The following is a 17738-nucleotide window of genomic DNA, read 5'->3' as shown; positions in this document are numbered from 1 at the left end:
TACCCGAGCCAGCCCTGCCTGCTCGAGTGGGAGCCAATCCTGTCGGCGATGCCCCTCGATCAGACCTGCCGATCGGTCAAGGCGCCTTCTGCGTCGGATCCCGCACCGGCACGCTGATATTGCAGAGGTCGATCTTCCCCGCCGGGCGCGTATAGAAATCGTCCTTGCGATTGCGCTTGGCCTCGATCACCGCCGAGAACGTCTTGCTGTCGGTACGCAGCACCTGGATCGGCGTGCGCTCGGCTTCGGGAACGTCCGCCGCGAGGCGAACGCTCTTGATCGTCACGCGTTGCCCGGGCTTGTCGTAGAAGCCCATCGGCTCGCCGCCACGCGGGTAGGCGGCCAGCAGATCCATTCCCTTGATGACCTTGCCCGCTACCGCGAGGTTGCGGTCGAGGTTGCGCGGGGCCTGGCCGATGATCGCGTAGAGCGAGCTGCCGTTACCCGTCTCGGCGCCGACGTCGCGTGCGACGCCCACGGTGCCGTAGCAGTGCGTGATCCAGGCCTCACCCTTGTCGCGAGCGACCGGGAAGCCCTCGGAGAAACCGACTTCCGGTGCGTAGACATCGCCATCGGGAAGCTTCGTGAACGGAAACGCCTTGCCGTCCTTGCGGGTGAACTCGGGCGGCAGGGCTTCCTTCGCCGTACCGAGCGATTTGGCCTTCTTCTTGTCGTCGCCGTCGGGATCGCCCCACTGGGTAACGAAGTTGTCCTGAACGCGGATCACCTGGGTGCCGTCGAAATAGCGTTCGCGAATCAGCGTGCGGATGTTCGCGGCATGCAGCGGCGACCAGTCCTGGGCCAGTTCAATGACCACGCGGCCCTGCGGCAGGTCCATGTAGACCAGATTCTCGGGGTCGGGCGTGCGCCATTCCGCCGGGGTGGACTTCGCCAGGAGCTCCTTCGGCGTGGGGGTATGGGCTTTCTTGGCCTCATCGGCAGCCATCGCGGGCAGGGCGATGGTGAGGGCGATGGTGAGGGCGAGCGCGAGGCAGGTACGAGCGAGCATGGGTTCCCCGTCAGTGATTGCTAACGGGGTGAAAGTAGCAGAGCCCGGCGAGTTCCGCTTATCGCCGTCGATATTGCGGAAAAGGGCTTCAGCCCGACAATTCCAACAGGGCCTTCGGCTCCAGATAGGCCTCCAGTCCGAGCACGCCGTACTCCCGTCCCCAGCCCGATTGCTTGAACCCACCGAACGGCGCCTTCGGATCGTGCTTCAGCGAATTGATCGCGACACGACCCGCGTCGATGCGTTCCGCCACGCGGCGTGCGCGTGCCTCATCCGCGGAAAAGACGTATGCCTGCAATCCATACGGCGTGTCATTGGCGATGGCGATTGCATCCTCGTCGCCGTCATACGCGATGATCGAAAGCACCGGTCCGAAGATCTCCTCGCGGGCAATGGCCATATCGTTGCGGACATCGGCAAACACGGTCGGTTTCACCAGCCAGCCACGCTCGTAGCCGTCCGGCCGTCCCTCACCGCCGGCGATCAGGCGCGCACCGTCGGCGATGCCGCGGCGTATATAGTCCTGCACGCGATCCCACTGCTTGCGGCTGACCATGGGTCCGACCGTCGTGGCCGGATCGGACGGATCGCCTGACACGATATCGTCGATTGCCGCTACGACCATTGCTTCAAACTCGGCAAGACGCGCCCGGGGCACCAGCAGACGTGTACCAGCGATACACGCCTGCCCACTGTTGTTGAAACCCGCCATGACGGCGAGCGGCAACGCGACCGCGAAGTCCGCGTCGTCGAGGAAGATCGACGGCGACTTGCCACCGAGTTCCAGCGTGACGCGCTTCAGCGTATCCGCCGCCGCCTGGACGATGCCTTTGCCGACGGCGGTCGAACCGGTGAACGACACCTTGGCGATATCCGGACTGCCGACGATCTCGGCACCGACGGTGTCGCCGCGTCCCGTGACGATGTTGAACACTCCCGCTGGCGCGCCGGCTTCATGCAGCGCTTCGGTGACTATGCGTGTCTGCAGCGCGCTCATCTCGCTGGGTTTGATGACGGCGGTGCAACCTGCGGCGAGCGCAGACGCCAGCTTGCCGCAGATGAAACCCGCATTGCTGTTCCAGGGCGTGATCAGTCCCGCCACACCGACAGCCTGCATGCGCACGGTGGCGCTGCCCATGCGCGGTTCGAAGTCGTACTCCCGGAGCGTCGCAATGACGTCCAGAAAGACGCCGGACGCGTGCCCGGTCATCCAGCGTCCGCGCGATACGGGTGCGCCGTACTCCTCGACGATCGCGGCGAAGAGGTCGTCCTCCCGCGCCACGATCGCGTTATGCATGCGCTGAAGCAGGGCGATGCGCTCCTTGATCGTCGTCCGCGAGAACGCGGGGAAAGCCCGCTTCGCCGCCGCAATGGCCTGCCGGGCGTCTTCGGCATCGGCCAGACGTACCGTCCCGATGACTGCCTCGGTCGCCGGATTGAACAGTTCGAAACGTTCCTCACCGTGGGGAGTGACAAACGCGCCATCGATATAAATGTGGTCGATCGTGTGCATGAGAGGCTTCCGTCGTGGGGACGGTTCCCAGCATGCGCCCGACCCATTAGTCTGATAAGACGGACAACGGTGGATGGGTCATTAAGCGGGAGAGGACAATGCGTACCGGTCTTACGGAATTCGAAGCCGTGCTGGCGGTCGCGCGGCACGGTAGCTTTCGCGCCGCGGCCGGTGAGCTGAATCTCTCCACCTCAGCCCTTAGCCAGTCCGTCGCCTCGCTGGAGGCCCGGCTCGGCACGCGGCTTTTTCACCGGACGACACGCAGTGTCCGGCTGACCGAAGCCGGCGAGCGCTTCGTGACCGATGTGGCCCCCGCCATCGCAAGCCTCGGTGTGGCGATCGAGCGGGCCAGCGACGAGGGCGATGCACCGCGCGGGACGCTGAGGATCAATACGTCTACCGGGGCCGCCCGGCGTGTGATGGCACCGCTGCTGGTGCCCTATCTGACGCGCTATCCCGACGTGCGGCTCGATCTGGTCACCGACGACAGGCTTACCGACATCGTGCGTGATGGGTTCGATGCGGGCTTCCGCACCGCGGACATCGTGCCGGCTGACATGATCGCCGTCCCTTTCGGGGAGCCGATCCGGTTCGCCGTGGTCGGCTCACCCTGCTACCTCGCGGCGAACGGCACGCCGCGCAATCCGTCGGATCTCGCCAGCCACCGCTGCATCCGGGCGCGTATGCGCTCCGGCCATATCTACCACTGGGAATTCGAGCGGCACGGTGAAGCGATCGAGGTCGACGTGCCGGGCGTGCTGACGCTCGACGAGCCGAACCTCATGCTCGAAGCGGCCCGCGCCGGCCTGGGCCTGACTTACCTCACCGAGTTCAACGTGGCGGAAGATCTTGCGTCCGGCAGCCTGGTGAGGGTTCTCGAGGACTGGACCCCGCCGTTCGACCGGCTGTGCCTGTATTACTCCGGCAGGCGCCACGTACCCGGCGCGCTGCGCGCGCTGATCGACCTCATCAGGGAAACCGGCTGAGCGCATGGGCCAGGGGTCACGGCAAACCTTTGCGACGCGGGCGGCATCCTATGCCGCAAGATGTCACGATCCGGACCCCGCATGCACCGTCGCCTCGCCCTGTTTGCCACGCTCCTCTTCGCTGCGGCGGCCGCCCATGCCGAGGTGACGATCGACGGTCATATCGACCCTGCCGAATGGGCGGGGGCGAAGCGGATCACGGATTTCCGCGACACCCAGCCGATGAACGGCAAGCCGGGTAGCCAGCCGACCGAAGCCTGGGTGATGTCGACGCCCAAAGGACTGGCCGTGGCGATCCGGGTCACCCAGTCCGCCGATATCCCACGCTCGCGCCAACAGACCCGGCGCGACGAGGATGCGATGGTCGATCGCGTCAATGTCATGGTCGACTTCGACGCGGACGGCCGTGTCGGTTACGACTTCGAGGTGCGGTCGCAGGGCGGCGTGGCCGACGAGGTGATCACCAACGAATCCGATTTTAGTTACGACTGGGACGGACGCTGGGATCACGCGGTCAGTGAGGACGCGGACGGTTATTCGGTGGAGATCCTCATCCCCTGGTACATCGCGCCGATGCGCAAGGCGAGCGGCGATACGCGCACGATCGGTCTGTATGTCGACCGTGTGATCGCCGCCACGGGAGAGCGCATGGCATGGCCGGCGATCGCGTTCGATCGCGGCAGGTTTCTCTCGAGTTTTCAGCGCATCGAGGTGCCGGCATATTCGCAGTCGCTGTTCGCCATCACGCCTTACGTGGTCGGCAAGGTGGATCGCGCGCACGGCGGCACGTCGTTCGAGCAGGGCGCGGACATCCTCTGGAAACCCAATGGCCAGACGCAGCTCACGGCCACGATCAACCCCGATTTCGGCCAGGTCGAGAGCGACGACCTGGTGGTCAACTTCTCGCCCGAAGAAACCTTCTTCACCGACAAACGGCCGTTCTTCACCGAGAACCAGGGCATATTCGACTTCAGCCTGCTCGACGACTATTCGCAGTTGGTCTACACGCGCCGGGTGGGTGGTGCGGCGGATGACGGTAACGGTGCGGCCGATATTTCCACGGCGGTGAAAGTGAACGGCAGCGTGGGTTCGACCAGTTACGGCATCCTCGCCGCGCAGGAAAAAGGCGACGCGGGCCGCACGTTCGGTGCTTTCCGTCTGTTGCAGAATGCCGGTACCCAGTCATTCGGTCTGCTCGCCACGCGGGTCAACCACCCGTATCTCGACCGCGACGCCAACGTGCTTGGCCTGGATCATCGCTGGCAGCCGAACGAGCGTTTCACCATCACCAGCAACGTGGTCGGCAGCAAGATCGACCAGCCGCGCAACAACAGCGACGGCGTGGGCGCGACCAGTATCGCGTTCTGGGAAATGAACGATGTCTGGAGCCAGCAGTGGCTGGGTATGTACTTCGGCAAGCGACTGGACATCGACGACTTCGGCTACCTGCCACGCAGCGACATGGAGTATCTGCATTGGGAAGTAAGGCAGCGTCAGGCCAATCTGCCGGCCGACTCGGCCTATGCCTCGCATCTGTGGCGGTATCGCATCTCCGAGCAGAAAAACACCGAGGGCGTGGTCGTGCGGCAGCGTCTTCGCATTCAGCGCAACAGCCAGCGTCGCGATGGCGGCGACGAACTGTGGCGGCTCGATGCCTTTACGGCCGCGTATGACGACCTGCTTACCCGCGGTGGCAACAACCAGCACACGCCGCCGACCGCGAAGCTGACCTACGATCGCACCCGCCCGCGCATCGGCCGGTGGGCGTGGGAAGCGGAGGGCTTCGTCAGCGGCAACCAGCTCACCGGCTATCATAGGCTGGGCTACTACTTCAAGTTCACGCCGACGTACTTCGTCACCGATGCGTTCAGCGTCTTCGCTGGCGCGAGTTACGAATGGGACCCGAACTGGCTGATCTGGCAACACGACAACCTCGTCGGCGCGTATGACGGCCGTACCGTCGGCCTCGACAGCGGCCTCAACTGGAATCTCGGTAACAAGCAGGAGCTCCGCGTCAAACTGCAGACCCTGGCGGTGGGCGCCAAGCTTCGTCGTCGCCTGGAGATCACGCCCACCGGCGCGGCGGTCGACAGCGATGAACCGGTCGACGGTCTCGGCGTGGCCAACCTCGGCTTCCAGATCCGCTATCGCTACGAGATCGCGCCGCTGTCGAACCTCTACGTCGTCTATAACCGCGGCGGCTACGCCGAGGATACGGATGACGAACTCGACGGGCAGTTTCGTCGTGGTTTCGGCCTCAAGGACGTTGAGGAAGGGCTGATCAAGGTGGCTTACCGCCTCGAGTTCTGAGCCTCGCCTTCACATGGGTTGTGGCCTCCTCCGGCTATGCCACGACACACGACCCCATCCGAGTCACTCAATCCCGTGCCCGGCCGGACCATCGGCGAGCACGGTATCGTCGGGAACCTCGATACCACCGCGCTGGTCGCCAGCGACGGCACCATCGACTTCATGTGCTGGCCGCATATGGACAGTCCCACCGTGTTCGCCGGACTGCTCGATCCGGAGAAGGGTGGCGAGTTCACCGTGACACCCGACCTTCCCGATGCGCGCACGATTCAGCTCTACGTTCCGGAAACGAACATCCTGATCACGCGCTGGATGGCGGAAGCGGGAAGCGTCGAGCTTACGGATTTCATGCCGCACCCGGACACGCAGCCGCGCGTGGCCAATTGCCTCCTGCGATGCATTCGCGTGCCTCGGGGCAAGGTGGCGATCCGTGTGCGCTGCCGGCCGCGCCTTGCGTATGCGAGGCATGTTCCGGAGGTCTCGGAATACGGTGATTCGGTGGTATTTCACGATGGGCCTCAGTCGCTGCGCCTCGCCGCGAGCGTGCCGCTTCTGATCGAAGAGGGCGAGGGCGCCGTGCACGCCGAGTTCGAGCTGAACCCCGGCGAAGAAGTCTGGTTCATGCTGGGCGACGAAGCCCATGACCCCTACGATGAAGCCGAGTGCCGCGCCGCCTTCGACAGCACGGCGGAGGCCTGGCGCCGATGGACGCGTCGCTCGACGTATCGTGGCCGCTGGCGCGAGCGCGTCGACCGTTCAGCGCTGGTGCTCAAGTTGCTGACGTCGCACCGGCATGGTTCCGTTGCCGCCGCGGCCACGTTCGGCCTGCCGGAAGCCACCGGCGCCGGGCGCAACTGGGACTACCGCGCGACGTGGATACGCGACGCGTCTTTCACCGTGTACGCCTTCATGCGCCTCGGCTACATCGACGAGGCCGAGCACTTCCGCCGCTGGATGGAAGCGCGGCTGGCCGATCTGGATCGGCATTCGGCGTTGCGCATCATGTATGCCATCAACGGCGAGGAAGCCGAGGACGAGGACGTGCTCGACCACCTCGCAGGGTATGCGGGGTCGCAACCGGTGCGCATCGGCAACGCCGCGCGCACGCAGACCCAGCTGGATATCTTCGGCGAGCTGATGGACAGCCTCTATCTGGCCAACAAGTACGGCCGCGCCATCAGTCGTACCGGCTGGCTGCACGTCGTCAGCATGGTCGACCATGTCAGCCGTCACTGGAAGGATACCGACGAAGGTATCTGGGAAATACGGGGCGGAAAGCAGCATTTCCTGCACTCGCGGCTGATGTGCTGGGTGGCGCTGGATCGCGCGGTGCGCCTTGCCGGTAAACGTTCGCTGCCGGGTCCCATCGTCGAATGGGCGACGGAGCGGGACCGGATCGCCGAGGATATCTGGAACAATTTCCGGCATCCCGAGCATGGCTACTTCGTGCAGACCAAGGGCGGTACGGATCTCGATGCCGCGCTCCTGATGATGCCGCTGGTCCGCTTTGTCTCGGCGACCGATCCGGTGTGGCTGGCGACGCTGGATGCGATTCGCGACCAGCTGACCGACGATGGCCTGGTCTTCCGCTATCGCAATGCCGACGGCCTTGAAGGGGGAGAAGGCGCGTTCACGACGTGCACCTTCTGGTACGTCGAGTGCCTCGCACGTGCCGGCCGTCTGCACGAAGCGCGCGAGGTCATGGCGCGCGGGGTGCTGTATTCGAACCACCTCGGACTGTTCTCGGAAGAACTGAGCCTCCGGGCGGAGCAGCTGGGCAATTTTCCTCAGGCGCTCACGCATCTGGCTTTCATCAGCGCGGCGTATTATCTCGACCGCCAGCTGACCGATCCGGACGGCCAGGTCTGGCAGCCCTAGACCAGCTGCAGATCCCGGGGCTTCGCACCGGGGAAGACCCGTGCGAGGTCGGTATCGGATAAGGCGTACATGCGACGCAGCATGCCGCCGAGTACGTCTCGATAATTGTTGAGCACCGGGTAGTCGCGATTCTGCAGAAGGCTCTGCGCGTTGACCGCTACCTGCTGGCCCGCGATCCGCCCACCGTGCACCTTCCCGCCAAGCACCCAGTACGTCGTACCGTGACCGTGATCGGTGCCCTTGTTGCCGTTCTCGCGAAACGTGCGGCCGAACTCCGACACGACCACCACGACGGTGTTGTTCCATTCCGCCTCGCCCAGTCCTTCGGCGAATGCCGCCAGACCCTGGCCCAGGTTGTCGAGGTTGTTGGCGAGCTGGCCATCCGCGCCGCCCTGGTTGACATGCGTGTCCCAGCCGCCGACATCGACGAAGCCGAGTCGGTAGCGGTCACGCATCAGCGTGGCCATTCGCTGGCCCTGCTGCGCGAAACCGCGTGCGTTCACGGCGCCCCGGCTCGCCGCGACCATCTCCGATTGCAGGTCCTGGGCCACCTGCTGGCGCAGCTGCAGCCCGTCCGTCGCGGCGGCCTGCAGAGGTGTGCCCTGATACATGCCGGCGAGGATCTTCGACTGCCTGTCGTCGAACACCGCCTTGCTGTCGCCCTTCAGCGAGATGTTTGGCACGTCGCCCGCGCCGCGGAACGACAGGGGCAGGGCATCAGTGAACGCGATGGGCGGTATGCCGCGCAGGACGGACGAGAGCCGGCCCATGAATCCGGAGCCGTAGTCCCGGGCGTCGCCCGATTCGCCGGATTCGATGTTGTCCTGCGTTTCAAAGTGGCTTCGCGAAAGATCGTCGGTGCCGGCGAACGGAATGAACGCCAGCTGGCGCTGGTCCCACAGCGGTCCCATGCTCTGCGCGACAGCGGGTGCGAGGCCCCAGTTCGCGTCCAGGGCACGCACCGACTTCGGATCGCCCGCCGTGGGTCGTGCCAGCGCGATGGTCGCGCGCGACTCGTAGTAAAAGTCGCTGGAATACGGCACGAGAAGGTTGTTGGCGTCGTACCCGCCGCGTAGAAACACAATCAGAAAGCGTGGTGAACTGGCCGGAGCCGCGAAAACCTTGCCGCCCAGCGTAAGCGCGGGCGCGGTGGCGGCGAGAGCGAGCAGGAACTGGCGGCGATCCATGGGAGGCCTCAGCGGTAGTTGAAGTCGGGGGAGGAGAGCAGGAAGGTATTCCACTCCTGTTGCGAGGTGGCCTGGGCCAGCGCGTCGCGTGTCTTCTGACCGAGCCACGGCTCGATCGTTGCGTAGTACGTCGGCGTCGTCAGCTGGGGGAAGCCACCGCGCTGCACCTTGCCATCCTCGTCGACATCGAACAAATGGTTGGCGCCACTGCCGATCGAACGCGCGATCTCGAAACGCTTCGCCAGCTGACCGGAACTGGACCATTCGGAGTCCGAGGTTGGCCAGCCATCGGGGGTGATGCGGCCGAACGGTGCCTGGCCCAGCTGGTTGATCCAGTTCACCAGCGGGCGCGGATTGGCCACCGGTTTTCCGTCATAGGCGAGACGCATCGTGGAGACGAGGAACTGTGTGGGGTCCTTGTAGCGTTCGCCCAGCGACGCGTTGAACTCCTTCGACTCGAGCATGGTTTTCATCACCGCGGCGATGTCGCCATCGGTATGGCTGAACGTCTTCGCCATGGCCTTGACCAGCGCCGGCGGCGGGTCGTCGGCGACGAAATATCTGGCCAGCTTCGTTGATACAAAGGTCGCGCAGGCCGGCTGGCTGACGATCAGGTCCACGGCTCTCTCCACTTCGTCGAAACCCCCGCCCGCTATGTTCCTGCCGAGCAGCTTCTGGTCGCTGAAGTCGTGTCGGTTCGGATTGAATTCGAACACGCCGTCCTGGACGTAATACCGCTGCAGGTCCTGCTTTATCTTGCGCGGCTGTCCGTCGAAATTGACACCCACGCCGGTCAGGACGCGGGCGAGGTTCTGTACGTCGTCCTGCGTGTATCCCGAACCCACACCCAGGGTATGCAGCTCCATCAGCTCGCGCGCGTAGTTCTCGTTGATCTTGTCGCGTGCGTTCTGCGCGTTGTCCAGGTATTCGAGCATCGCCGGGCTCTTGAGCGTGGCGATGACCAGATCGCGGAACTTGCCCAGCGCATGCGGACGGATCGTGTCCTGTTCATAACTGGCCACCAGCCAGCGCACGCGTCCCTTATTCTGGAACACGCTGAAATGGTTCATCCAGAACCACACGAGCTGCTCACGCAGCTGGTTTTCGTCATAGACCGCACGCAGCAACTCGGCGGCCTGGGCCTGCTGGGCGTACTGGTTACCCTGCTTCTGGAGCGCTTTCCTGGCGGTCTCCTTCGCATCGCCATCGGGCAGGTCCTTGATATCGCGATACTGATCGCGAACCTGCGCCAGCAGCGCGGGGGCAGGGGTTTTCATGACGTCGAATGAGGCGATCTGCGCCGCGATGGCGGGCGGCAGACTATCGGCCTTCGGATGTAGTTGTTCGTCGAGGAAGCGGCGTCTGCCGACATTGCGAAAGTGCGCCACCGTCGCGGAATCCACGCCGAAGGTCACCCGGTTCAGCCAGGCGACATCGTCCTTCGAAAGCGTGTCGTCACGTGCCATGGCAGGCAGCGTGACGAGAGCGAGCAGGGCGGCCGCGGCCATGGATCGCATGAAACCTCCGTTCTCGGTGCGCATGTCACCTTAAACGGGGAGCCTTTCATGGGGTTTACGCATGAACGTCGCGGTGTCGTGCAACGTTCATGTTCGTGATTCAGATCTCGCTTTCGTCCGGACCGATGAACTCGATGGCCGCTTCGCGGGTTCCCGCGGTTTCTTCGGCGATCTCACGCACGCGCTCACCGACCTTCTCATTGGGCACTTCCACTTCCAGGGTGAAGGTGCGCGAGCCGACGTCGTCGGACAACTCGCTGGAGCTGGAATCATCGCGGACGCCCATCATCAGGTCGTCGATTTCCTCGACGCGCTCGACGCGGTCGACGCCATGGATGGCGTTCATCACGTCGTCGAAGATGTCGCGGTCGCCGGTAATGCGAAGCTGGATACGGGGCATGAGAGTCTCCTTTTCGATAAGGTCCGATGCTGCGGTGAGGCATGTATGCCCGAAGTGTACGGCGGGCTACCATGGGCGTTTTCCGCGGCGCCTCGCCCATGACCAAGACCTACGACCAGGCCTATTTCGACAAGTGGTACCGCAGCGCGGAGCACGCCGTGCGCTCGCCGGCCGAGCTCACGCGCAAGGTGTCGATGGTGCTGGGGCAGGCGGAGTTCTACCTGGGGCGGCCGGTACGCAACGTCCTCGACGTCGGATGCGGCGAGGCCCCCTGGCGGGCGGTCCTGCGGCGCCTGCGTCCAGGCATCGAGTACCGGGGGCTGGAGGCCAGCGAATACGCCGTGGCCCGTTATGGCCGGACCCGCAATATCGGGCTGGCGCGATTCGGCCAGCTTGCCGAGTTGCGCTTCGACACGCGTTTCGACCTGATCGTCTGCACCGACGTGCTGCACTACCTGAAGCCCGCCGAGATCCGCGCGGGGCTGACCGGCATCGGTGAGATGGCCGAAGGGCTCGTCTTCCTCGAGGTCTATACCCGCGAGGACGATCCCGGCGGTGACCGGGTCGGCTTCCATGGGCGTCCCGCCCGCTTCTACCGGGACGCGTTCAACGAGGTCGGGCTGATTCCGGTCGGCTCGCAGTGCTACGCCAGCCCGCGTCTGGCCCGGCACGTGGCGGCTCTGGAGACGCTTTAACTACCGGTCGAGGCCGAAAACCAGGCCATGACGGCCAGCCCGTTGTTGGCCGCATGCGCGATATAGGACGGCCAGATCGAGCCGCTGCGCACGCGCAGCCACGCACAGAAAATGCCCACCAGCACGAGGTTGGGCACGGCATACCAGAGCCAGCCCAGGTCGGGCAGGTGCACGGCGCCGAAGAGGATACCGGAGATGCCGATAGCCCAGCCGTCGCCTGTCAGGTGGCGCAGCCGGGCAAGCAATGCGCCACGGAACAGCACTTCCTCGACCAGAGGGCCGACAAGGACCGCGACGGGAACGAGGGCGACGCGCATGCCGAAGTGCGCCTTGTCCGCTATCTCGGAAACGGTCTGCGAGACGGCATGATCGCCTGCCAGCCACTGGGTGAGCAGCCCGCCCAGCAGCGGCGCGACGAGGCCCAGTACGGTGCCCGCGGCGATAAAGCGCCCGGCCGGCTCGGTGAAGCCCAGCCCGAGTACACCGCCTGATCGCGTGAGGCTGCCCCAGCGGCGTACCACCACATGAATCGTTAGCCAGGCGGAGGCGACGACGGTGAGCATCACCACCACGATGATCCGGTCGGGAGCGTCGGGGACGCCGTCCGGGAACCAGCGGGCCAGGGCATCGGACAGCAGCTTGAAGCCCATCCCGAAGCCCAGCTGCAGGATGAAATAACCGAGGATCGTGAGAACCGCCTCAAGCAGGCCGGGGGCCTGGGCGGGACTGGCGGGAAGGGCGGCCGGGGCGGCGGACGAGGGGGAGTCGTGAGGCATGCGGCACCCTAGCGGACGCCCCGCGACAAAAGCAACGGCGCTTCCGGCACAGACCGTCACGTGGCACCTGTATAGTGTTTCGTCCCTAAAGGAGGAAAACTGGCGCCTCGACGCGCCGTCCCATGTTCGCATTCGACTGGCTTGCCGACCCTTCGGCCTGGGCGGGTCTTCTCACGTTGATCGTGCTGGAGATCGTGCTCGGTATCGACAACCTCGTCTTTGTCGCGATCCTCGCCGACAAACTGCCCGCCCGCCAGCGCGACCACGCGCGGCTGTTGGGTCTTGGCCTCGCGCTGGTGATGCGCCTGTGCCTGCTCGCCGCCATGTCCTGGCTGGTGACGCTGACGACACCCCTCTTCAACTGGAACGGCTTCGGCCTGTCCTGGCGCGATCTGATCCTGGTGATCGGCGGCGCCTTCCTGTTGTTCAAGGCCACGCTGGAGCTGCACGAGCGGCTCGAGGCCGACGACGACGATGGTGGCAAGGCCGGCCGCCGGGCGAGCTTCTGGCTGGTCGTGGCGCAGATCGTCATCCTCGACGCCGTGTTCTCACTGGATTCCGTCATCACCGCCGTCGGCATGGTCGACCATCTGTCGATCATGATGGTCGGTGTGGTCATCGCCATGGCCCTGATGATCACCGCCAGCAAGCCGCTGACCACCTTCGTCAACGCGCGTCCGACGGTGGTGATCCTGTGCCTGTCCTTCCTGTTGATGATCGGTTTCAGCCTGATCGCGGAAGGTTTCGGCTTCCACATCCCCAAGGGTTACCTGTACGCCGCGATCGGCTTCTCGATCATGATCGAGGTGTTCAACCAGACGATGCGGCGTAATCGTCATCGTTCCCTCCTGGTCGGCGGGCGCGCGATGCGCGACCGTACCGCCAAGGCGGTCCTGCGCCTGCTCGGGGGTCGGTCGGACGAGGAGGGCGAGAACGGCAAGCACGAGGCGCGCACGGAGGCGTCCGAGGCGGCGGTGTTCGGTCAGGACGAACTGGAAATGGTCCAGGGGGTACTCGACCTGTCCCAGCGACCGGTGCGTTCGATCATGACGCCGCGCACCGAGATCGTCTGGGTCGACCCGGGCGAAGACCTGACGACACTGCTCACCGAGGCGCGCGAGTCCGCGCACCACTGGATGCTGGTGGCGGAGGGCGATCTCGACCAGCTCGTGGGCGTGGTTTCCTCCCGCGACCTGCTGGCCAGCCTGGCCGATCACGGGCGACTGGAGACGGCGCAGTTCGTCCGCAAGCCGATCACGGTGCTGGAATCGCTGAGCGTGCTCCGCCTGATCGACGAGTTCCGTCGCGCGCCGCTCCAGATGGCGCTGGTCGTCGATGAGTACGGCAGCATCCTCGGCCTCGTGACCCCGGCCGACGTCCTCGAGGTGATCGCCGGTGAATTCCCGGACGAGACCCGCGAGGGCGATCCTTCCGCGGTGAGCGAGCCGGACGGGGCGTGGCTGCTCGATGCCAGTCTCGACGTGCGTCGGGTCGAGCACCTGCTCAGCCATCGCTTGCCGGGCTCGGCCGACGGCAACTTCTCCACGCTGGCCGGCTTCGTGCTGTCGCAGCTGGGCCGCCTGCCGGCCGCCGGCGACCGCTTCGAGGTCGACGGCTTCGAGTTCGAGGTGACCGCGATGGAAGGTGCCCGCATCCAGCGCGTCCGGGTGCTGGCGCTGGCGCGGGACGACGAAGACTGAGCAGCGCGTCCGGGGACGGATCGTCCCTTCCCGGATTTGCCGTTTATGCGCCCGTCGTATCGTCCACCGGCGGCGACGCGTTGTTTTCCATGATCGCCATGCCCATGCCACCGGCCGCCATCAGCATCAGCGCGGCCCAGGCGACCATCGAGACCAGGTAACCCGGACCGCGGCGCGAGGCATCGCGTACGTAAGCCAGCGCATACCACACACGCCCCGCGAGCCAGACCAGGCCGGCGATGCCCGCCCACAGCGGATCGACGTACTGGGCGGCAAGCCACAGCGCCGGGATGAACATCACGGCGTTCTCGAGCGTGTTCATCTGGACCCGCCAGGCCCGCTCGAACGCCGGGTCGCCGGAGATGGACGGCGCCTTGATGCCATAGCGTTCACGCGCACGGCCTACCATCCATACCGTATAGAACATCAGTAGCAGGGTGAGCAGGGTGACGACGGCAGGAAGCTGGCTTGTCATGAAGCGATCCGGGGACTGAATAACCCGCAAGTTTACCGGCAATGGTCCATGCGATCATGCCGACCGCGTCTCGCTGGAGACGCTTTCAACCGAGGAGATGCCCATGCTCTGGCAAAAAGGCCGTAGAAGCGACAACGTGGAAGACGCCGGCCAGGGCAGTGGTGGCGGTGGAGGTGGCTTCGGAGGCCGCGGCCTGGGTATCGGCGGCATCATCATCCTGGCCATCATCGGCATGGTGTTCTTCAAGGATCCGACGGCCTTGCTTGGCGGCCAGGGCGACCCGGGGACGACGTCGCAGCAGCAGACCCGCCAGGAACCGGCCCGTCAGGTGGGCGACCAAGCCGCGGCCAATGACCCGCAGGTGGACTTCGTCCGCGCCATTCTGGGCGAGACCGAGGACACCTGGGGCGAGGTTTTCGCCGCCAACGGTCAGCAGTACGAGCGGCCGAAGCTGGTGCTGTTCCGCGATGGCGTGCGCACGGCCTGCGGTTCGGCGTCATCGGCGGTGGGACCGTTCTATTGCCCCGGTGACCATAAGGTCTATCTGGATCTCGGGTTCTTCCAGACGATGCAGCAGCGCTTTCATTCGGCCGGCGACTTCGCCCGGGCCTATGTCATCGCGCACGAAGTCGGCCACCACGTGCAGAACCTCGTGGGCGTGTTCGACAAGGTCAGCGACGCACGCCGCCGCGGTGCCGCCATGGAAGGGGCCAACGGCCTGTCCGTTCGTCAGGAGCTGCAGGCCGACTGCTTCGCCGGTGTCTGGGCGAACCGGTCCAACCAGCGTCAGCAGTGGCTGCAGCCGGGCGATGTGGAGTCGGCGATCAACGCGGCCTCGGCCATCGGTGACGACACCTTGCAGGAACAGTCGCAGGGGCGCGTTGTGCCCGATTCGTTCACGCACGGCACCTCGGCGCAGCGTGTGAAGTGGTTCAGGACGGGCCTCGAATCCGGTGACATCGGCAAGTGCAACACCTTCTCCGGAACGATCTGACCGTCCTCACATGACGCACCCCTGTCTTCTCTGCGGCGCCTGCTGCGCGACCTTCCGCGTGGCCTTCCATTGGATGGAAACCGATCTCGCCGGCGGCATCGTGCCGTCGGCGCTGACCGAGCATCTCGATCCGCACCGGGTGAACATGCACGGCACGAACGCGTACGAGCCGCGCTGCAAATCGCTCGTGGGTGAGGTCGGCATTGCCGCGCATTGCGGTGTATACGAAGTTCGCCCCTCGCCATGCCACGACCTGCAGCCGGCGTGGGAAAACGGACAGCCCAGTCCGCAATGCGACAAGGCACGGGTGAAGCACGGGATGTCGCCTTTGACGCCCGCGGACTTCGGGCACTGAACGATTCGCTGAAGCAGTCGCTGGAGCAGTCGCTGGAGAAGCACCATAAAAAAGGCCCCGTCTCCGGGGCCTTTTTTCATTCATCAGAAATCGCGCTTCTTCCGCGGCGGCTTACCGCCGCTGGGCCGGTTGCCCTGCGGACGGAAGTTGCCACCGCGCGGCGGCGGACGCGAAGCGCCACCGGCGCCGGCACCGCTCTGCGGGGTTTCCTTGCCGTCCCACTCGGCGATCTTCAGCTGCTGCTGGGCGACCCACACCTTCTTGAGGTGCGTGAAGGTCTCGGCCGGCATGCCGTCCGGGAGGTCGATCAGGCTGTAGTCGTCACGGATGCTGACGCGGCCGATGAACCTGGCCTCGACACCGCCTTCGTTGGCGATGGCGCCGACGATGTTGCCCGGCTTCACGCCGTGCTCGTGGCCCACTTCGATGCGGTACGTACGCTTGCCGGCTTCCGTGGTATGCGGGCGCGGCTGGCGCATGCCTTCGCGGACCGGGCGACGGTCGCTGAAGTCGCCGCCGTCGCGGGACGGACGGTCGTCGCGCGAGGGGCGCTCACGATCGAAGTCGCGGGGCGGGCGCTCGGTGTACTCGCGTTTGGCGGGCGGCTCGAGCAGCAGCGGCTGGTCGCCCTGGGCGATCTTGGCCAGCGCGGCGGCGATCTCGATCGCCGGCACGTTGTGCTCCTGCTCGTATTTTTCTACGAGCTGCTGGAACAGGCCGAGGTCGCCGGTGGCCAGCGTGTCGGAGATCTTCTGGTTGAACTTGTTGACGCGCGTGTCGTTGACCGCCTCGATGGTCGGAAGCTGCATCTGCTCGATCGGCTGGCGCGTGGCGCGCTCGATCTGGCGGAGCAGGTTCTTCTCACGGGGGGTGACGAACAGGATCGCCTCGCCGCTGCGACCGGCACGGCCGGTACGGCCGATGCGGTGCACGTACGACTCGGTGTCGTGCGGGATGTCGTAGTTCAGCACGTGGCTGATGCGTTCGACGTCGAGACCGCGCGCCGCGACGTCGGTCGCGATCAGGATGTCGAGCTTGCCGGTCTTGAGCTGGTCGATCACGCGCTCACGCTGGGCCTGCGCGATATCGCCGTTGATCGCCGCCGCGGCGAAGCCACGCGCCTGCAGCTTGCTGGCGAGTTCTTCGGTGGCCGACTTGGTGCGGGTGAACACGATCATGGCGTCGAAGCTTTCGGCTTCGAGGATGCGGGTGAGCGCATCCAGCTTGTGCACGCCGCTGACCCACCAGTAACGCTGGCGGATGTTGGCCGCGGTGGTGGTCTTGTTCTTGATCGTAACTTCGACCGGGTCCTTCAGGTAGGTCTGCGCGATGCGGCGGATGGGCGCCGGCATGGTCGCGGAGAACAGGGCGACCTGACGGCCCTCCGGGGTCGCCTGGAGCAGCTTCTCGACGTCGTCGATGAAGCCCATGCGGAGCATTTCGTCCGCTTCGTCCAGCACGAGGAAGCGCAGCGCGGAAAGATCCAGCGTGCCCTTGTCGAGATGGTCGATGACGCGGCCGGGGGTGCCGACGACGATCTGGGCACCGCGCTTCAGACCCTGCAGCTGCGGCCCGTAGCTCTGGCCGCCGTAGATCGGCAGGACCTGGAAGCCAGGCAGGTAGGTGGCGTACTTCTGGAACGCCTCGGCCACCTGGATGGCCAGCTCGCGCGTGGGCGCGAGCACCAGCGCCTGCGGCTTGTTGCCCGCACGCAGGTCGATGCGCGACAGCACCGGCAGCGCGAACGCCGCGGTCTTGCCGGTACCGGTCTGGGCCTGGCCGATGACATCGCGGCCTTCGAGCAGGGCCGGGATGGTCGCGGCCTGGATGGGGGAGGGGGTTTCATAGCCCACCTCGGTCAGGGCGCGCACGACGTTAGCGTCGAGCGCGAGCGCGCTGAAGCCGGGCGATGCCGGAGCGTTGTCTGTTTCAGGGGATGACAT

General features: G+C 65.4%; 15 protein-coding genes. 7 read left to right on the top strand and 8 right to left on the bottom strand.

Annotated features, from left to right (window positions below):
• Window positions 1-76: 76 nt before the first annotated feature.
• Together B5X73_RS13625 and B5X73_RS13620 are read right to left on the bottom strand one after the other, a co-directional pair.
• The gene (locus B5X73_RS13625) at window positions 77-1009 is read right to left on the bottom strand and encodes a peptidylprolyl isomerase (RefSeq protein ID WP_079522123.1); all 933 of its coding nucleotides are present in this window, start codon (window positions 1007-1009) and stop codon (window positions 77-79) included.
• Window positions 1010-1097: 88 nt separating this feature from the next.
• Complete coding sequence (locus B5X73_RS13620; protein ID WP_079522122.1) at window positions 1098-2522, bottom strand: aldehyde dehydrogenase family protein; 1425 nt, start codon at window positions 2520-2522, stop codon at window positions 1098-1100.
• A gap of 98 nt (window positions 2523-2620) precedes the next feature.
• On the opposite strand from B5X73_RS13620, the gene B5X73_RS13615 reads away from it, so the two are divergent.
• The 3 genes from B5X73_RS13615 (at window position 2621) to B5X73_RS13605 (ending at window position 7696) form a co-directional block, all read left to right on the top strand.
• Window positions 2621-3508, top strand: a complete 888-nt coding sequence (locus B5X73_RS13615; protein WP_079522121.1) for a LysR family transcriptional regulator — start codon at window positions 2621-2623, stop codon at window positions 3506-3508.
• Window positions 3509-3589: 81 nt separating this feature from the next.
• Window positions 3590-5818: a DUF5916 domain-containing protein gene (locus B5X73_RS13610; protein ID WP_079522120.1), complete on the top strand. Its 2229-nt coding sequence runs from the start codon at window positions 3590-3592 to the stop codon at window positions 5816-5818.
• A gap of 36 nt (window positions 5819-5854) precedes the next feature.
• Window positions 5855-7696 carry a glycoside hydrolase family 15 protein gene (locus B5X73_RS13605; RefSeq protein WP_079522119.1) on the top strand — a complete coding sequence of 614 codons (1842 nt, stop codon included), beginning with the start codon at window positions 5855-5857 and terminating at the stop codon, window positions 7694-7696.
• Here the strand turns inward: B5X73_RS13605 and B5X73_RS13600 are convergent.
• The 3 genes from B5X73_RS13600 to B5X73_RS13590 all read right to left on the bottom strand — a co-directional run bounded on the left by B5X73_RS13600 (window position 7693) and on the right by B5X73_RS13590 (window position 10800).
• Window positions 7693-8883 carry a DUF1501 domain-containing protein gene (locus B5X73_RS13600; protein ID WP_079522118.1) on the bottom strand — a complete coding sequence of 397 codons (1191 nt, stop codon included), beginning with the start codon at window positions 8881-8883 and terminating at the stop codon, window positions 7693-7695. The two genes, B5X73_RS13605 and B5X73_RS13600, sit on opposite strands and share 4 nt — an antisense overlap.
• Window positions 8884-8891: 8 nt before the next feature.
• Window positions 8892-10400 carry a DUF1800 domain-containing protein gene (locus tag B5X73_RS13595; protein ID WP_254857296.1) on the bottom strand — a complete coding sequence of 503 codons (1509 nt, stop codon included), beginning with the start codon at window positions 10398-10400 and terminating at the stop codon, window positions 8892-8894.
• Window positions 10401-10500: 100 nt separating this feature from the next.
• On the bottom strand, window positions 10501-10800 hold the full coding sequence (locus B5X73_RS13590) for a hypothetical protein (protein ID WP_036111635.1): 300 nt from the start codon (window positions 10798-10800) through the stop codon (window positions 10501-10503).
• Between the two features lie 98 nt (window positions 10801-10898).
• On the opposite strand from B5X73_RS13590, the gene B5X73_RS13585 reads away from it, so the two are divergent.
• Window positions 10899-11495: a class I SAM-dependent DNA methyltransferase gene (locus B5X73_RS13585; RefSeq protein ID WP_036117284.1), complete on the top strand. Its 597-nt coding sequence runs from the start codon at window positions 10899-10901 to the stop codon at window positions 11493-11495.
• Here the strand turns inward: B5X73_RS13585 and B5X73_RS13580 are convergent.
• Entirely contained in the window at window positions 11492-12271 is a 780-nt protein-coding gene (locus B5X73_RS13580; protein WP_176167840.1) for a CPBP family intramembrane glutamic endopeptidase, read from the bottom strand. The genes B5X73_RS13585 and B5X73_RS13580 overlap by 4 nt on opposite strands.
• A 122-nt stretch (window positions 12272-12393) precedes the next feature.
• Here B5X73_RS13580 and B5X73_RS13575 point away from each other — a divergent pair, with 122 nt between their 5' ends.
• Entirely contained in the window at window positions 12394-13971 is a 1578-nt protein-coding gene (locus B5X73_RS13575; protein WP_036111640.1) for a hemolysin family protein, read from the top strand.
• A 43-nt stretch (window positions 13972-14014) separates the two neighbouring features.
• Here the strand turns inward: B5X73_RS13575 and B5X73_RS13570 are convergent, their stop codons facing one another.
• Window positions 14015-14446, bottom strand: a complete 432-nt coding sequence (locus tag B5X73_RS13570; protein WP_051943421.1) for an MAPEG family protein — start codon at window positions 14444-14446, stop codon at window positions 14015-14017.
• A gap of 103 nt (window positions 14447-14549) precedes the next feature.
• Between B5X73_RS13570 and B5X73_RS13565 the strand changes: the two genes are divergently transcribed.
• Complete coding sequence (locus B5X73_RS13565; RefSeq protein ID WP_036111642.1) at window positions 14550-15440, top strand: KPN_02809 family neutral zinc metallopeptidase; 891 nt, start codon at window positions 14550-14552, stop codon at window positions 15438-15440.
• Window positions 15441-15450: 10 nt separating this feature from the next.
• Window positions 15451-15795 carry a YkgJ family cysteine cluster protein gene (locus tag B5X73_RS13560; protein ID WP_036111645.1) on the top strand — a complete coding sequence of 115 codons (345 nt, stop codon included), beginning with the start codon at window positions 15451-15453 and terminating at the stop codon, window positions 15793-15795.
• An 83-nt stretch (window positions 15796-15878) separates the two neighbouring features.
• Here the strand turns inward: B5X73_RS13560 and B5X73_RS13555 are convergent, their stop codons facing one another.
• Complete coding sequence (locus B5X73_RS13555; protein ID WP_079522258.1) at window positions 15879-17738, bottom strand: DEAD/DEAH box helicase; 1860 nt, start codon at window positions 17736-17738, stop codon at window positions 15879-15881.

The sequence above is a fragment of the Luteibacter sp. 22Crub2.1 genome (assembly GCF_900167995.1).
GTDB lineage: Bacteria > Pseudomonadota > Gammaproteobacteria > Xanthomonadales > Rhodanobacteraceae > Luteibacter > Luteibacter mycovicinus.
The sequence above is the reverse complement of the archived record's forward strand: the minus strand, read 5'-3'. Positions and strand labels throughout refer to the sequence as shown.

Coding starts and splice junctions, on each gene's coding strand:
- B5X73_RS13625 (WP_079522123.1), bottom strand. CDS start 1,009: ATGCTCGCTCGTACCTGCCTCGCGCTCGCCCTCACCATCGCCCTCACC.
- B5X73_RS13620 (WP_079522122.1), bottom strand. CDS start 2,522: ATGCACACGATCGACCACATTTATATCGATGGCGCGTTTGTCACTCCC.
- B5X73_RS13615 (WP_079522121.1), top strand. CDS start 2,621: ATGCGTACCGGTCTTACGGAATTCGAAGCCGTGCTGGCGGTCGCGCGG.
- B5X73_RS13610 (WP_079522120.1), top strand. CDS start 3,590: ATGCACCGTCGCCTCGCCCTGTTTGCCACGCTCCTCTTCGCTGCGGCG.
- B5X73_RS13605 (WP_079522119.1), top strand. CDS start 5,855: ATGCCACGACACACGACCCCATCCGAGTCACTCAATCCCGTGCCCGGC.
- B5X73_RS13600 (WP_079522118.1), bottom strand. CDS start 8,883: ATGGATCGCCGCCAGTTCCTGCTCGCTCTCGCCGCCACCGCGCCCGCG.
- B5X73_RS13595 (WP_254857296.1), bottom strand. CDS start 10,400: ATGCGATCCATGGCCGCGGCCGCCCTGCTCGCTCTCGTCACGCTGCCT.
- B5X73_RS13590 (WP_036111635.1), bottom strand. CDS start 10,800: ATGCCCCGTATCCAGCTTCGCATTACCGGCGACCGCGACATCTTCGAC.
- B5X73_RS13585 (WP_036117284.1), top strand. CDS start 10,899: ATGACCAAGACCTACGACCAGGCCTATTTCGACAAGTGGTACCGCAGC.
- B5X73_RS13580 (WP_176167840.1), bottom strand. CDS start 12,271: ATGCCTCACGACTCCCCCTCGTCCGCCGCCCCGGCCGCCCTTCCCGCC.
- B5X73_RS13575 (WP_036111640.1), top strand. CDS start 12,394: ATGTTCGCATTCGACTGGCTTGCCGACCCTTCGGCCTGGGCGGGTCTT.
- B5X73_RS13570 (WP_051943421.1), bottom strand. CDS start 14,446: ATGACAAGCCAGCTTCCTGCCGTCGTCACCCTGCTCACCCTGCTACTG.
- B5X73_RS13565 (WP_036111642.1), top strand. CDS start 14,550: ATGCTCTGGCAAAAAGGCCGTAGAAGCGACAACGTGGAAGACGCCGGC.
- B5X73_RS13560 (WP_036111645.1), top strand. CDS start 15,451: ATGACGCACCCCTGTCTTCTCTGCGGCGCCTGCTGCGCGACCTTCCGC.
- B5X73_RS13555 (WP_079522258.1), bottom strand. CDS start 17,738: ATGTCATCCCCTGAAACAGACAACGCTCCGGCATCGCCCGGCTTCAGC.